Raw genomic sequence first — 16,022 nt, forward strand, 5'->3', positions numbered from 1 at the left:
TACTGAGTTTTCTCAGTATTAAAGCAAGTTGTGGATTATAACCAGTGTAGGGGCAACTTCAATATCGAAAAGCCCTTATTGGCTAATTTGTGAAGGTTTGATTTCGTTTAGGAAGATTTTGAGTAGGAATTTATGCATTTCACCGTTTTTATCCCATACTTTAGTGTAAGGCGATAAAGGTTGCTGGACTGACTCTTCGCTGGTGTTCTAGTGTGCCATAGGAAAGTAGTCACTCAACACTCCAATCGCCTTGAAAAAAGCATTAAAACAAGCAGAGCGTGCAATATGTGGCATTTTATCAGCGAGCATATTTCAGATGAAACCCAGCAGTTTTTTAGCTGCCAAAAAGCCGAACGAGTAAGCGGCGGAGATACGCACGAAAGTTACATCATAAAAGATACGACCCATCGCTACTTTGTTAAAACCCGCCGTTATGATGATACTCAGCAATTATCTCATGAAGCCGAAGGACTTGCGGCCATCGCTAACACGCAAACCATTGCTACCCCGCGAGTCATTTGCCATGGAATTACAGCCAATGAAACGCCCAATATGGAATATTTGGTACTTTCTCACGTTCGATTTATTGAACCTACTGAAAATGACTATTTCATTTTAGGGCAGCAACTCGCTGCACTTCATGCGGTTAACGCCTACACCAGCTATGGATGGCCGCATGACAATTACATTGGTGCTAGTGTACAAACCAATGGAAGAATGGCGTCTTGGGCTGACTTTTTTGCAGAAAAACGGATTGGTAGCATGCTAGAACGCTTGGCATCAATTGGTACATGGAAAAGCGGAGATGGCAATATAGACGATATTGTTACTCGAGTAAGACATCTCTTGAGCTTACATCAACCCCACCCTTCACTACTTCATGGCGATTTGTGGGCGGGCAATGCAGGCTTTAATAAAAAAGGACCAGTGTTATTTGACCCCGCTGTGTATGTTGGCGATGCGGAAGCCGACCTTGCCATGGCCGAATTGTTTGGTGGCTTTCCCCAATCATTCTTTGAGGGTTACCATCAACACACCCCAATTGAAAAAAATTACCGATTAAGAAAACCAATTTACCAGCTTTACCATATTTTAAATCACGGGTTATTATTCGGCGCGCATTACATTACGCAAGCCAAACAAATAATAGATGACATTTACACGCATTGATGTGACAAACAAATTCGCTTGCATTTGTTGCCCATCAGCCGTTTTACCTGCGGATTAAGAAAGAAAGCACCGCAAACTGTAAATAGATATAAGTCGATTTAAAATAGAGAGTAGCTTTTATTATGACAAACTCAGGCCCTGTAGCACTCATTACCGGGGCAGCAAAGCGAATTGGCGCCACCATGGCGTGTCAGCTTCATAGCGAAGGCTATCGCGTTATTATCCATTATGGGCATTCTAAAGACGAGGCACTTGCACTGGCGGAAAAGCTAAATAGTCAGCGGGAGGACTCTGCTACCTGTCTTCAAGCCAACCTTTGTAATTCAGACGAAGTAAGTGCACTTGGGCAGCGAGCATTAGGCATTTGGGGTCAGATGGACGTTGTAGTAAATAATGCTTCTAGTTTTTACCCTACTCCGGTGGGCGAAATTTCAGAAGACGACTGGGTATCTCTGATAGGCAGTAACGTGAAGGGGCCATTGTTTTTGTCACAAGCATTGGCACCAGCATTAGCGGTAAGTAAAGGCTGCATTATCAATATGGTCGACATGCATATCGACCGTCCACTCCCCAAACACAGTGTTTACCTCATTGCTAAATCCGGTCTTGCCTCACTAACTCAATCGTTAGCGATAGACTTAGCCCCCAACGTTCGCGTAAATGGTATTGCGCCAGGGGCAATTTTGTGGCCAGAACGGGAAATGGACGAGGACGAAAAAGACAAACTGATATCGAGTATTCCACTGGGTGAATTGGGTACACCAAATGACATTGCTAAAACATTGTCGTTCTTGGCATCAGCCCCTTACATCACCGGACAAATCATTTATGTCGATGGAGGGCGCGGACTTCATACTGGTGCCTCCGCGTGAATATTTCCCTAGTAAAACCATGGCACCCAAAAGTTTCGCAACTAAGAAACGTTTGCCGCGCTGGTGTCATCAGCGTTGCCATGTTTGCTTTGCTAGGCTGTTTTGGCGGAAGTACCGTAAAGCAAAGCATTGACGATTACGCCGCACGACTCTCGCGTGTACTCGATACGCCCCTCCCCGATTCGTTTAACGATAAGATTACCACCCCGCTTCCCAAACTTGCTGACTCCGCCACGCTTAAACACACTATTGAGGGCGTGAGTATAAACTTGCGTGAGTTTTATGCGTTGCAAGATTGTGAGTTAGGCACCGTGGTTGCCGAACGCAATACGTCGCTAGGAAAAAGTCAGCTGCCATCACAGCGGCTTGTTTATGAGAGCAAGCTGCTTAATGTACTCAAAAGCTGTGAAGCAGCGCTCACGAAAGAAAACGAGTCTAACCAGAGAAACGCGGCACTGGCAGCAACCATCGCATCGTGGCGTGAACAAAAGACACAAGACTACAGTAAAACGTGGGCAAACCTAGTCCAAGGGAGCCAAGAGTTGCGTCTGGCGCTTAACACACCTGAACGTCTTTTCTCAGTTGAAAATAATAAAGACGTACTTTCTAGCGTAAACGCGCTTTATTACATCAACAGCTTAAGTAACAAAGAATTGCTCTTGAGCGATATGTATTCCTCCAATACAGCATCGAGCGATACAGAAACAGAGGCTACGAATGAAAATAATAGTGAGAGTATTATTGGGAGCAGCGAACTTGAACAACAGTTAAAAATTATACGTTCAGCCAGGTTACCCGCTACACTTTGGCATACACAACAAACCTTAACGCAAAACCTCTCATTGCTTACGAATATGCTTGAAACCGAGCTTGATGCAGTAAGCTGCCCAGAAGGCCGCGCCAGTGACAAAGCAAAAATATTGCGTAATGTATTCTATCTTTTCTTTATTGAGGAAATTCAACCTGTAGGAAGTTTGGTAAATCAATACCATTACAAACTAACGCCATTATGGAAAGACTGGCTTGCGCAGCCGTCGCTGCACGAGGAGTTCAAACGCTACATCAGGCAACAGTCACAAGACGGATTCAATCAATACAGCAGCGCCATGAAAGCGCATGTCAACTTATGGCAAGGGTTCCTTGGTAGATGTAATCTATCGCCCGTCGCACCTGTTTAATAGCGCGACGAGCAAATCCACCAGCCCAGCTTTTGCTTAACATCTCCCCACCTCTGGCTAGCTGTGCTGCAGCACGTTCAATATGTTCGATTCCCTTCTAGATTTGAAAAGAGGGCAAATTACAGATTCCAGTAATCCTTCACATAACAAATTTTAAAGAATATTTTCTCCTGCTTCCGGATCTCTCGAATTCCGGGCCTGCTCTCGTATCTCATGGGCTTCGGAAGACACATCATCATTGATTTTCGATTCTTGTGGGCGCGTAATTCCAGCCCCTTTAGCACTTGACCTTTCGTTTCGATTTTCTGTGGCTCCACTATTCTTTTCGCTATCCAAGCTTTTTACGTTCTTTTGGCCTGTAGTTATTTCACTTAACTCATTTGCTTCATTTTCAGAAGGACGAGCGCATGAAGCGTCTTTCTCGGAAGCGTGGTAAATATGCATACCCTCAGGGAAAATGCGCTCTCTCGCATCATCAGGCATACTGATATTCGCCTCTAAGAAGGCTTGAGTGATTTTACGCATCAGCACCGATGCCATTTTTAGTACACTCGTTTTCTCTACATCCACCCAAAAATAAACCTTGATGTTGTAGGTCGAGGGGCCTAATTCGTCGATAAGAATTTGCGGTTCAGGGTCGATTAACACGTTGTCTTGTGCTGACGTAATTTCTTGCGCCATCTGCTGTGCGTGTTGTATATCAGCATCGTAACCCACGCCAATAACAAACTGCCCTCGCATTAGCGGGTTGGCCGTAAGGTTTTTGATTACCCCTTTGTAAATAGTCGCGTTAGGTATTTGAATATGGTTGCCGTCAAAATCCACCAGTGTAGTCGCACGTGCCGTAACTTTCTGAATGATGCCGGTGAAATCGTTGATTTGTACGATATCCCCTATTCTAAAGGGGCGTTGGATAGTAAGCAGTAGGCTTGAAATAAAGTTCTCGGCAATGTCGCGAAAGGCAAAACCAAGAATAAGCCCTACCACACCTGTACCACTCACCACCGCGATTGCAAATCCGGTGAGCCCAGCTAAGAACAAAAATAGATAAATACCGAGTAAAATTAAGACTAAACTGACGCTTCTTTGAATGACTGAGCGCAGCAGTGGAGATGTGGTCGTACGGGTTAACGGTTTAACTAAAACCTTTGCAATATATGGCGCTAAAAGGATAAACGCCGCCATGATAACTAAACCTAGCGCCAACCCCGGTAATCGATAAACAAAGTTCTCCCAAAGCTGAGAGAGTAGCGACTGTGCACTTGATAAACTGCTTATTGCGCCACCTTCGTCACTTTGTTGAAGCAAAGTTTGTATAAAAAGTTCGCTGTCGGTTTGCGGGAAAGAAAGCCCCGCTCGCTTATTTAAAATAGAGGGTTGTAATATTTGTTGCGCACTGAACATCACCTCACTCCTTGGCGTTCATGTGTTTCGATTTTTAATATAAATAACTACGACGCGATAACTAAATAAGATCCCAGCCCGATGGTAAATAAAAAACTGCCCCATATAGCGTGTTCTATAACCACCACGGGCGTCGAGTTAGTTTGCATATACCTATAACCGAAAATGCCACCGCCAATCCAAGAAATGACTACAGCAATCCAGTTACCGTACACTAAGTGGGCTAAACCAAATAAAAAAGTACTTAAGGCCCACCTTGCATATTTCGAAGGCAGTATTCGCTTGTAACGGTGAAAAAAGTACGTTCGAAAAATGATCTCTTGCGGGATGACCGACACTAACGGATAAATCAATAATGTAGCTACCCACATCCATGGCTGGTTCATCGGCCAATGTAGGAACAATTCCGGTTTAAAAAAGTAAACTACCAGCGCCAGTAAGCTCGCCCAAGGCAAAAATAACCTTAGCGTACTTTTTAAATGCGTTCGATAGTCTTCCCAATGCCACAATTTAATGCGCTTAAATTGCTTATCTGCTAACAAGATAGCTAAACAACAAAGTCCCATAACACCTAAAATAGGCATGAGATAATTTGCAAAATGCTTTATCCAGTAGAGAACGGCAAAGGGAATCACCACAAAGAGCAAGATCAATTCAGACCACAGCTTTGCCACAACTCACCTCTTTCTCTCGATCATGCTAGGTTCGCTGATCGATTCCCCAAACGTTTTTACTAACCAGAATCGATGCTAAACCAACAAGATATTTACCAACCGATGACACTTTTGTGAATTTTTACGGTTTATGTCTATGAAAGTGTAGTGCCAATTTGCAAAGCATGAGTGATTAATTAAGTGCTACTTTAGCCCTATGCTTTACGGCGCATTCGTAACTCTTTATGTAGATAAGATTTTTTTAAGAGCAGTGGAAATTTGTGAGCGTTTTTTAGTAATGAGCAACCACGCTTATTATAGTGTTCTACTTCAATAGTCAGCTTCAAAAAACCTATTTTGAAGTACGTGAACGCGTTGAATTCAGGTAGTGTTTGTATATCGCACAAAAGTCGTGAAATAATTGCATAAGATGTATAAGGCGATACCAATGACAAAAAATAGCCCTAGCGACGTTTTACAGCAAATTGAAAACCACTATGCCTCTTTGTCCCCTTCGGGCAAGGCTATTGCGCATTATATTCAGCAGAATCCTATCGCAGTTTTAAGTCAATCTACGTCTTTAATTGCAGAAAAAACGGGGACGTCAAAGGCCACAGTCAGTCGCTTCTTTCGCCAGCTGGGTTTTGACTCGCATCAGCAAGCTAAAGAGGCGCTTGTTCAGCTACGTGAGCAAGGCGTGCCTGTTGTAAGCCCTTCAAGTGGTGTACTTCAGCATGAGAATGATTGTAAGAATTTGGCCAATACATTTGATAGCACTTCCTCAGAGGCGTTGACAGATATTGCTAAATTGCTGGCATCAGCTGGCCAGGTCACCTTGATTGGTTTTAGAAACGCCTACCCCATTGCACTTCATTTTAGGCAGCAGCTCAAACAAATTCGTGCGTCGGTCCGTGTGCTTCCTCAGCCCGGTCAAACACTTAGTGAAGATATTATTGACCTAACCGAAAATGATCTTGTCGTACTTTTTGGTTTTCGTCGTAGAACCCGTCAATTCAAGTTTGTTTTAAATAGCATTAAACACTGTAAAACCGTATTAATTACCGATCCAACGGGCCAAGGATATCGTCACGATGTCGACCACCTGCTGGTTACCCACATTGGCAGTGACTCGCCTTTTGATAGTTACGCGGCTCCAATGAGCCTGGTTGCATCACTGTGTAACCTTACCTACGAATTATTAGGAAGCCAGGCCGCAGACCGCGTCGACGCGATTACTGACATCTACATTCAAATGGATGAGCTAGAAAGTCCAAAGCGTTAACCCTTCCCACAGAACACTTTTTAAGCAATAATATAAAGAGAGCAGATAGCAGAGATTTGTTATTTTGCAAGCGTAAAGGGAACTAAAGCGCTTAAAAATGGGTATAAGTATTAATTCACAACGCTTATTTTGGGTTTTAATGCATAAAAACGTACCTGTTAATTTAATTTCACTGCTAAAAGCGTGTAGTTGGAGTTGATATGGATAAAACGCAAGTAGTCATGGAAGAAGCTAACGGTGTGCTAGACTTTTGGTTTGGAGAACTCTCCCCAGAGCAATGGTTTAAGGAAGATGCTGCACTAGATAAAACGATCACTTCGCGATTTTCAAAGTTGCGTGCAGCAGCCATAAAGGGCGAGTTGTGGCCTTGGCGAGCGACGGCTACCGGTCGTCTTGCCGAAATAATTCTTCTCGATCAATTCTCACGAAATATTCATCGCAATGACAAAGATGCATTCAGTGCAGACAGCATGGCTTTGGTTCTTGCGCAAGAAGCGGTAAGTGTTGAAGCCGATAAGGTACTAACACCGCAGCAGCGCGCGTTTCTGTATATGCCGTTTATGCATAGTGAATCACTCGCAATCCACGACGTCGCATTGGAACTATTTTCACAAGAAGGCCTTGAAAGAGAATTCACCTTTGAAAAGCGCCATCAACAGATAATTGAAATGTTTGGCCGCTACCCTCACCGCAACCGAATTTTAGGGCGCGAGTCGACACCAGAAGAAGTTGAATACCTGAAGCAAAACCCCCAAGGTTTCTAGCAACTTATCTAGTTTTTTAACGATTTACTCAGCGCTTTACCAATTATGTAACTCACAGAAAATAATGTACGTACTAAAGCGCCCAATGAAGTAACGTTCGTTTCTCTTGACTTTTCAATGAAACAGTTGTTTCATTAATCTAAAGACGAATAAAGAAACAATAACGAATAAGTAACGCGCTGTGAGCTCTCCTTTTGTACTGAAGCCCTGTGATGCCAAGTTCACACAGGCAATTAAAAACCTAGAAATCGCATTCAGTCTTGACGGTAGTGTTAAAGATGACGCATTTTCGGCGTCAGGAAAAGCGCTGAATCAGGCAAAAAATCAAAGTAAATTGCCGCTTAGCGGACTAGGTCTGGCAGTAAAAGATTTGTTTCACATTGAAGGATTGCCAACTGCAGCAGGAAATCCTGATTGGTTAGCCACACATTCGATTCCGAAAAATACCAATCGTTGCGTAGCAAAGATGCTTCAAGCGGGTGCCACGTTCAAAGGCAAAACCATCACTGATGAACTTGCCTACAGTTTACACGGGCAGAATAAGCACTACGAAACACTGGTAAATCCAGTGGCACCAGCTCATATACCTGGTGGTTCTTCGTCAGGTTCAGCGGTGGCCGTTAGCGCGCACCTTGCCGACATAGGGCTAGGCACCGACACCGGCGGCTCTATTCGCGTACCGTCTAGCTATCAAGGGTTATGGGGGCTTCGCACCACGCACGGCGTTGTGGCCTGCGACAATATGGTGGCACTTGCCCCGTCGTTTGATACCGTGGGCTGGATGACACGCGACTTAAACACGCTGACTAAGGTTGCCAATGTCTGCATAGATAGCGCAACACAAAGTGAAATATCAGGTTCGCCTCGATTTGGCATAGCAGCGCATTTATTTGAGGAGGCCGCTCACAAATCGCTGTGCAAAACATGGCTTGCAGCGCTGGCTGATAACAACGACTGTATTGTATTGTCAGAGACACAGCTAGATTTAAAAACCTTACAAACTGCCGCTACCTTTCGTACCTTACAGGGCAATGAAATATGGCAGCAACACGGCGAATGGATTGAATACACTCAACCCGATATCGCCAAAGATATAACGTTGCGCTTCAATTGGTGTAAAACCATAACAACGCAAGAAGTAGAGCAAGCTAAAGCGCAACAATCTGTGGTAATCAATCATTTAAACACGCTGTTTGAAGAAATAGATGTGTTGATTATTCCCACGACACCCGGTGTAGCACCTCGATGTGATGCCGATGAAACAACGCTGGCAAATGATAGAAACGCTCTGCTCGCACTCACGGCGATAGCTGGGCTTGCGGGATTACCCCAACTTCATTTGCCGTTGTTTACCCTACACAACGCCCCATGCGGATTGTCGCTAGTGGGCAAAAAAGGCAACGATCTTGCACTTCTCGCGTTAGCAAAAAAGCTAACCACTCGCTAAACGTGTAAAGCGCGCCTGTTTTTTTAAGTTGCACTTAAAAAAAGCATTAGCGCCCTATCGCATTCAAGTTGAAACTAGAAAGCGGAAGTAAGACCTAAGCGCCCGTCATTTTGCCTGATTTGGGCTTAACCTGACTGCGCGGTTGCCGAGTTTTTGAAGGAATTAAAAATGAGTGAAAAACCAAATATAGCGTTTACTGCCCCTCACTTTGCGGCATCGCAAGTGGGCTTAAACATATTAGAAAAAGGCGGCACCGCTATTGAAGCTATGGTAGCTGCTGCAGCCTCTATCGCGGTTGAATACCCGCACATGAATGGCATGGGCGGTGATGGATTTTGGCTAATCAGTGAACCTGGTAAAAAGCCGATTGGCATTGATGCATCTGGCGTAGCAGCAAAGGGCGCGACACCTTCTTTCTACGAGGGTAGCGATGCCATTCCTAGTCGAGGCGGAAAGTCAGCATTAACCATGGCAGGCGCAGTTGCTGGTTGGCAAGCCGCGCTTGAAATAAGTCACAAATGGCAAAGCGGTTTACCGTTAAGCACATTGTTCGATACGGCGATTAGTCAAGCTAACTGGGGAATTGAAGTTACCCAGAGCTTAGTGGATGCCAGCAACAAAACCTTTGACGAACTAAGTGCGGATGAAAATTTCGCTCAGTTTTTGATTAAGGGGAAAGCCCTTAAAAAAGGTAAAATTTTAAAGCTAACAAAGCTCTCTGAAACTTTGAAGCATTTAGCAGAAAAAGGGTTAGATGATTTTTATCACGGTGAGTTAGCTTCACAGCTGGCTGAAGACTTAGAAGCCGCTGGCTCTCCTATTCGCCTTGACGATTTCAATAATTACAAAGCGACAATTGTTGAGCCATTGTCAGTATCTACCAGCAAAGGCAAGCTTTATAACTTGCCGGCGCCCACACAAGGTGTGGCGTCGCTCATTATTTTAGCCCTGTACGACAAAGTTCAGCATTTAGGCAGCACCGATGCTGACATGGTGCATTTACTTATTGAATGCACAAAACAAGCTTTTATTGCGCGCAACGCGAACGTTACCGACCCGTCTCGTACGCCCGTTAACTTACAAAGCCTGTTAAGTGATGATGTTCTTGATGAAATGGTGAAGCACATCTCATTAGATAAAGCACTTCCTTGGCCGCACGAAGCCAAGCACGGCGATACTATTTGGATGGGTTGCTGCGATTCTGAAGGCCGAATGGTGAGCTACATACAGTCACTTTACTGGGAATTCGGCTCGGGCGTAGTGAGCCCGCAAACAGGCATTGTTTGGAACAACCGTGGCACTTCGTTTTCACTCGATCCAAACAGTAACCAATATTTGGCCCCAGGCTTGAAACCATTTCACACACTTAACCCCGCTTTCGCTGAGCTTGTTGACGGTCGACGCATGAGCTACGGCACCATGGGTGGTGAAGGTCAGCCTCAAACCCAAGCGGCGTTGTTTGCTCGTCATGTCTACCACGGCCAACCTATCGCCAAGGCTATTTCCCTAGGCCGTTGGCTACTTGGTAGAACATGGGGCGATCAAAGTCACAACTTAAAAGCAGAGCGAGATTTAGTTGAGTATGTGGGTGAGAGCTTACTGGCACGGGGCCACGATATGGTGACGGTAGATCCTTGCAACGAACTCATGGGTCATGCTGGTGCAATTATTCGCGACACAGAAGGTACGGTTAGCGGCGCAAGCGACCCAAGAAGTGACGGCAAAGCCTACTTTGGACATCGCTAGTTTATTCTTAGTGGCTAAGACGCATCACTGACAAATAGTTAAACCAACAAACGTTAAAGAGAAAGAAATCACATGCAGTTTTTAATGGATAACCTAACGGTTATATTATCGCTTGCGGGAACAGGCGTTTTCGCAGGCATATTAGCAGGTATGCTTGGCGTAGGTGGCGGTATTGTCATCGTGCCGGTACTGTTTTTCTTGTTCCAAGCCCTTGGAGTGTCACCCGAGAGTGCTATGGTTATAGCCACGGCAACGTCTCTGGCAACCATCGTTCCTACTTCAGTAAGCTCTATTCGTGCTCATCACAGTAAAGGCAATGTAGACTTTGCATTGCTAAAAGCGTGGGCAGTATTCATTCTAATTGGCGTGCTTGCCGGAAGCTATGCGGTGACGGCGGTTAACCCGACGTTCCTTACCTTACTGTTTGGCATTATTGCAACCTTGTCTGCCATTAATATGCTCATTGGCAAGAAAGACGCGCTATTTAAAGGGCTACCGGGCCGCGCGGGTCAGTCGATTATGGCAACCTGCATTGGGCTATTCAGTTCTATGGTAGGCATTGGTGGCGGGACGTTAACCGTGCCGACTCTCACATTTTGTAACTACCCAGCACACAAAGCGGTGGGCACCGCTGCTGCAGTCGGTTTAATTATTTCGCTTCCAGCGGCGCTTACGCTGCTATTTGTTGGTACCACTCCTGTTGATGCGCCCTTCGCTACGTACGGCTATGTAAACTTGCTGGGGTTTGTCTGCATCGTTCCGCTCACCGTGTTATTTGCGCCTGTCGGTGCAAGCATAGCCAATAAGCTAGACGCTGGCTTACTTAAGAAAATCTTCGCCGTTGTTCTCATCATCACTGGCTTGCGCATGCTAGCGCAAGTCCTTATCTAGGAGTGCCCACATGTCTAAAGAAGCCTCTAACAGAACGTTTGCTCCACTATCCCCGCCGCCTCGCTTGCTAATGGGCCCGGGCCCAATTAACTGCTACCCCCGTGTGCTAAGCGCCATGTCTACCCAGTTAGTAGGTCAATATGACCCTGTAATGACTGGCTACATGAACGAGGTCATGCAACTTTACCGCGATGTTTTCAATACGAAAAACCAGCAAACCTTTTTGGTTGACGGTACGTCGCGCGCTGGAATTGAAGCTGTATTGGTATCGGCAATTGAGCCAGGCGATAAAGTCCTTGTGCCTATCTTCGGGCGTTTTGGGCATTTGCTTGCTGAAATTGCAGAGCGCGCCGACGCTGAAGTTCACACCATTGAAGTGCCATGGGGCGAAGTGTTTACGCCTGAACAAATTGAAAAAGCGATAAAAGACGTAAGACCAAAACTGCTTGCCATTGTTCAAGGGGATACGTCCACTACCATGCTGCAACCGCTCGCAGAAATTGGCGCAATTTGTGAAGCAAACGATGTGTTGTTTTACTGCGATGCAACAGCGTCAATAGGTGGGAATCCGCTAGACGTTGATGCTTGGAAATTAGATGCGGTGTCAGTTGGCCTGCAAAAGTGCTTAGGAGGCCCATCAGGCAGTGCTCCTATTACACTAAGCGACAAGTTTGTTAAAACCGTGCGTACCCGTCACCACGTTGAAGCCGGCATTCGCGATGCTCACCATGAAGCTGCGCGTGGCCCTAAAATTCGTTCTAACTACTTCGACTTGCCCATGATCATGGATTATTGGGGCGAGGAGCGACTAAATCACCACACCGAAGCGGCCAGTATGCTCTATTGCGCCCGTGAATGCGCGCGCCTGCATTTAGAAGAAGGCCAGGAGAACGTGATTGCTCGTCACAAAGTAGCGGGCGACGCCATGCTAGCCGGTATTCAGGCCATGGGACTTGAGCCCTTCGGCGACCTGAAACACAAAATGTACAATGTTGTAGGTGTTCATATTCCCGAGGATGTTCATGGCGAAGAGGTACGCGAAACCTTACTTCTGCGTTTTAACATTGAAATAGGCACTAGTTTTGGTCCGCTAAAAGGAAAAATTTGGCGCATTGGCACTATGGGCTATAACGCCAGAGAAGATGCCGTGTTACATACCCTCCAGTCCCTTGAAACTGTGCTTCGTATGCAAGGGTTTGCGCTACCTGCTGGTAAAGGGGTAGATGCTGCGCTTAGCGTTTATGCTAAGGCTAAAGCGGCGGGAGTCACCAATGGGTGAATTCGCAGAATTTGCTGAATTAGCTACGCAAGTTATGGCAAGGTGCGAAACATTAGGCACCTTAAGCCAGGACCCAGCCTGTTTAGACAGGCGCTATTTGACCGAACAACACAAACTTGCAAATCAACTCGCCTCAGGGTGGATGATTGAAGCAGGAATGACAACCTGGCAAGACGCCGTTGGCAATATATGGGGGCGCTATACATCAAGCGTGCCCAACGCACCGCGATTAATTCTAGGTAGCCACCTCGATACTGTGCCTAACGGCGGAAAGTACGACGGAATGCTAGGTGTAGTCGCCGCTATTTCGCTGGTCGCTATGTTTGACGGCACGCAAACCAAGTTCCCTTTTCATATCGATATTGTGGGTTTTTGTGATGAAGAAGGTACGCGATTTGGCACCACCCTTTTAGGAAGCCGCGCGCTCACCGGTAAGTGGCAAGAGCAATGGCGTCATTTAAAAGATGAAAATGGCGTGAACTTAGAGCAAGCCATGGCGAACTTCGGTCTTAATTTCGACGCAGTAAACAGTGCCGCTATTTCCCGTACCGATATTTTGGGCTACATAGAGCTTCACATTGAACAAGGCCCTGTTTTAGAACAAGAAAATCTGCCTGTTGGCGTTGTCAGTGCTATTGCAGGTGCAAAACGTTTAAATTTTTCAGTAGAAGGCATGGCGGGTCACGCTGGCACTGTGCCAATGTCTATGCGACGAGATGCGCTGTGCGCAAGTGCAGAGATGCTATTGGCTGTAGAGAGCATTAGCTTGCAGCGTCCGGGCGTTGTAGCCACGGTAGGTAAAATTGAAAATGCGCCAAACGGCGTTAACGTCATTTCTGGTCGCACACGTTTTTCTCTCGATATCAGAAGCGAAGATGATGAATTGCGAGATTCTGTATTGGCAGAAATATTGCAAAAGTTTGATGCCATTGCGCATGCAAGACAAATAACGCTAACACGGGAGCAAACCCACAGCGCGCCCGCGGTACATTGCGATAGCCAGCTAAAAGAAGCACTCGTTCGGGGGGTAGAAGAAAGCGGGATTAAGCCAAGAGTCCTTGCCTCGGGAGCAGGTCATGACGCTATGGCTATTGCTGATATTTGCCCTGTGGCCATGTTGTTCACACGTTGTAAGGGCGGAATAAGTCACCACCCTGCAGAATCTATTACCATTGATGACGTGGCCGCCAGTTTGTCAGTACTTTATAAAACCATTAGCAAGCTCAAGCATACGTAGTGGTCAAATCAGTAAAGTTTTAATGAAGGGTTAATAATGAAAATAACAAGGATTTACAACGATGAAGCAGGCAAAAGTCACTTTGGCGAAGTGGAGATTGCGCTAAAAGACGGCGGTCCTATCGGCATGCTTTCAGAAAAATTTGGAGCCGATAAGATCATTTTTCGCGAAACGCCCGCAGATTATGATTTTAAGTGGCATCCAGCGCCGGCGCGACAACTCCTTTTCATTATTAAAGGGCGTGCTGAATTTACGGTGTCTAACGGTGAACGCCACGTGTTTGGAGCAGGTGACGTACTATTGCTAGAAGACACAGAAGGCGAAGGCCATTGTTCCCGCGCAATGTACAATGAAGTGCGCCACTCAATTTTTGTGACGTTAGATGAAGGCGTAGTCCTATAAAACGACCGTTCGCACTGCTCTGAAAAAATGCGCTAATTTAGCGCATTTTTTTGTTTAGGCACCAAAATGGGGCTTACGAATTGCCTAATTATTTGCTCCTGACCCAAACCCACATAAAAAACACTTTAAAACAACAACTTAAAAACACATTACTAAGCAGACCAATTGGTCAATATCTTGCAACCATAGAGCAACTATTGCTAAGAAAAATTGCTCATGTCATTTGTTGTACGAACCCTGTTCATTTTGTCTTTATCCCTTGTTGGTCTTTATTCCGCCGCAAACCCCTTTCCTACTGAAGAAGACGCAAACAATTGGTTTAAGCAATATACACAGTCATTGACCGACTCACAGACCTATCAACTACTTAAACAGTTTCCAAAAGGCGGTGACTTGCACCATCACTTATCAGGTTCGGCGTACGGCAAATGGTGGTATGAGCTAGCAACTAATCAAGCGCTAAACGGCGGCTATCAGTACTTCACGAAGGTGAATCATAGCGAGTGTGACTCGGCGCCGTTGTTTCATACTATTTCTAACACTACCCACTCAAAACTAACGAAATGTAAACAAAAGCAATATAAAGCATTGAATGCCCTAAGTAACAAAGAGCAAGACGCGTTTATCCATAGTGTTGAACTTGTTAAGCCAGAAGAAGGTCGAGAGGAGTTTTTTGAATTTCACTGGCAGCGCTTAAGCGAGCTTACTCAAAACCCCTATATTACAGCGCAGGTTCTGCTTAGAAACATGCAGCTGTATCAACAAGAAAATGTGCGCTATTTAGAAACGCAAATGAACGTTAGGTTTATGAATCGCGCAGATGGTAGCCGCTTTCCTCCTGCTGAAACACTTAAAGTTATTACAGACATGCTCGATAGCGAAGCAGCTAAAGCTACTGGTGTCACCGTTCGTTTTCAATATGCCTTGGTTCGTTTTACTGACAACATTGAAGCCCAATTAGACTGGATCTTCAAATTCGTAGACGCCAATAGAAAATGGTATGTAGGGATAAATTTGGTTGGCAGGGAGGATGATCCCCGAGGTCAACCCACGCGCTTTTTAGAGCCTATAACGAAACTAAGAGCTCAATATCCAACCATTCGCCTCTCCTTTCATGCAGGTGAATCTGAGCATGCAGATACCAATATTCGCAACACCTTATTGTTAGGCGCAGAGCGAATAGGCCATGGCATTAATCTGCTAAAAGATCCTTCAACGTATTTGCTCATGCGCCATAACCGCTATTTGATTGAAACCAATTTAATTTCAAACCTAAAGTTAGAATACATCGATGATTTGAGCGCTCATCCCTTTCCTCAACTTCTAAGAACCGGTGTACCCACTGCACTTTCAACCGACGACCGAGGGATGTGGGATGCCACACTCACAGATGAATATTACCTGGCATTTACCCAGTTCAATCTAAGCTGGAGTGAGCTAGTTACATTAAGTCAAAACAGTATCAAGTACAGCTTTTTACAAGACGAGAAAAAAGAGCAACTACTTACTGAGCTAAACCGAGATCTAACACAGTTTTTAGCCTTAATAGCGGAAAGCGCTAACCAAATACCTTCTGCAAACAGCAAAGTACAACCTCTTAACAGCAACGTGGAACGCTACAGTGATTTCATCTGCGAGTTTGCCGCCTCGGTCTGCGCCAATGAAGGAAATAACAAGGAAATAACAAGGAAATAACC

14 protein-coding genes are annotated in these 16,022 nt (G+C 45.4%); 12 read left to right on the top strand and 2 right to left on the bottom strand.

What is annotated here, in order from left to right; translation table 11 throughout:
* Positions 1-285 precede the first annotated feature (285 nt).
* The 3 genes from WA381_RS07415 (at position 286) to WA381_RS07425 (ending at position 3,220) form a co-directional block, all read left to right on the top strand.
* Positions 286-1,170: a fructosamine kinase family protein gene (locus WA381_RS07415; protein ID WP_156086237.1), complete on the top strand. Its 885-nt coding sequence runs from the start codon at positions 286-288 to the stop codon at positions 1,168-1,170.
* 122 nt (positions 1,171-1,292) lie between these two features.
* On the top strand, positions 1,293-2,042 hold the full coding sequence (locus WA381_RS07420) for a pteridine reductase (RefSeq protein WP_156086236.1): 750 nt from the start codon (positions 1,293-1,295) through the stop codon (positions 2,040-2,042).
* A complete protein-coding gene (locus tag WA381_RS07425; protein ID WP_156086235.1) occupies positions 2,039-3,220 on the top strand; it encodes a DUF3080 family protein in 1,182 nt (393 codons plus the stop codon). Before WA381_RS07420 ends, WA381_RS07425 begins: the two co-directional genes overlap by 4 nt.
* A gap of 153 nt (positions 3,221-3,373) precedes the next feature.
* On the opposite strand, the gene WA381_RS07430 is transcribed toward WA381_RS07425, so the two are convergent.
* Together WA381_RS07430 and WA381_RS07435 are read right to left on the bottom strand one after the other, a co-directional pair.
* The gene (locus WA381_RS07430; RefSeq protein WP_156086234.1) at positions 3,374-4,624 is read right to left on the bottom strand and encodes a mechanosensitive ion channel family protein; all 1,251 of its coding nucleotides are present in this window, start codon (positions 4,622-4,624) and stop codon (positions 3,374-3,376) included.
* A gap of 47 nt (positions 4,625-4,671) precedes the next feature.
* Entirely contained in the window at positions 4,672-5,298 is a 627-nt protein-coding gene (locus tag WA381_RS07435; protein WP_014976215.1) for a CPBP family intramembrane glutamic endopeptidase, read from the bottom strand.
* A 427-nt stretch (positions 5,299-5,725) separates the two neighbouring features.
* Between WA381_RS07435 and WA381_RS07440 the strand changes: the two genes are divergently transcribed.
* The 9 genes from WA381_RS07440 (at position 5,726) to WA381_RS07480 (ending at position 16,020) form a co-directional block, all read left to right on the top strand.
* On the top strand, positions 5,726-6,559 hold the full coding sequence (locus WA381_RS07440) for a MurR/RpiR family transcriptional regulator (RefSeq protein WP_156086233.1): 834 nt from the start codon (positions 5,726-5,728) through the stop codon (positions 6,557-6,559).
* A gap of 200 nt (positions 6,560-6,759) precedes the next feature.
* Positions 6,760-7,323, top strand: a complete 564-nt coding sequence (locus tag WA381_RS07445) for a DUF924 family protein (RefSeq protein ID WP_156086232.1) — start codon at positions 6,760-6,762, stop codon at positions 7,321-7,323.
* Positions 7,324-7,504: 181 nt separating this feature from the next.
* Positions 7,505-8,770, top strand: coding sequence for an amidase (locus WA381_RS07450; protein WP_156086231.1), 1,266 nt, complete (start codon positions 7,505-7,507; stop codon positions 8,768-8,770).
* A 168-nt stretch (positions 8,771-8,938) separates the two neighbouring features.
* Positions 8,939-10,516 carry a gamma-glutamyltransferase family protein gene (locus WA381_RS07455; protein WP_156086230.1) on the top strand — a complete coding sequence of 526 codons (1,578 nt, stop codon included), beginning with the start codon at positions 8,939-8,941 and terminating at the stop codon, positions 10,514-10,516.
* A 72-nt stretch (positions 10,517-10,588) separates the two neighbouring features.
* Complete coding sequence (locus WA381_RS07460; protein WP_014949089.1) at positions 10,589-11,407, top strand: sulfite exporter TauE/SafE family protein; 819 nt, start codon at positions 10,589-10,591, stop codon at positions 11,405-11,407.
* 10 nt (positions 11,408-11,417) lie between these two features.
* Positions 11,418-12,686, top strand: a complete 1,269-nt coding sequence (locus WA381_RS07465; RefSeq protein ID WP_156086229.1) for a pyridoxal-phosphate-dependent aminotransferase family protein — start codon at positions 11,418-11,420, stop codon at positions 12,684-12,686.
* Entirely contained in the window at positions 12,679-13,923 is a 1,245-nt protein-coding gene (locus WA381_RS07470) for an allantoate amidohydrolase (protein WP_156086228.1), read from the top strand. Before WA381_RS07465 ends, WA381_RS07470 begins: the two co-directional genes overlap by 8 nt.
* A gap of 36 nt (positions 13,924-13,959) precedes the next feature.
* Positions 13,960-14,325, top strand: coding sequence for an AraC family ligand binding domain-containing protein (locus tag WA381_RS07475; RefSeq protein WP_014976207.1), 366 nt, complete (start codon positions 13,960-13,962; stop codon positions 14,323-14,325).
* A gap of 216 nt (positions 14,326-14,541) precedes the next feature.
* Positions 14,542-16,020, top strand: a complete 1,479-nt coding sequence (locus WA381_RS07480; protein ID WP_156086227.1) for an adenosine deaminase family protein — start codon at positions 14,542-14,544, stop codon at positions 16,018-16,020.
* The last annotated feature ends 2 nt before the right edge of the window (positions 16,021-16,022 follow it).

The sequence above is a fragment of the Alteromonas sp. CH_MED4-4 genome, assembly GCF_037029575.1.
Taxonomy (GTDB): Bacteria; Pseudomonadota; Gammaproteobacteria; order Enterobacterales; family Alteromonadaceae; genus Alteromonas; species Alteromonas macleodii.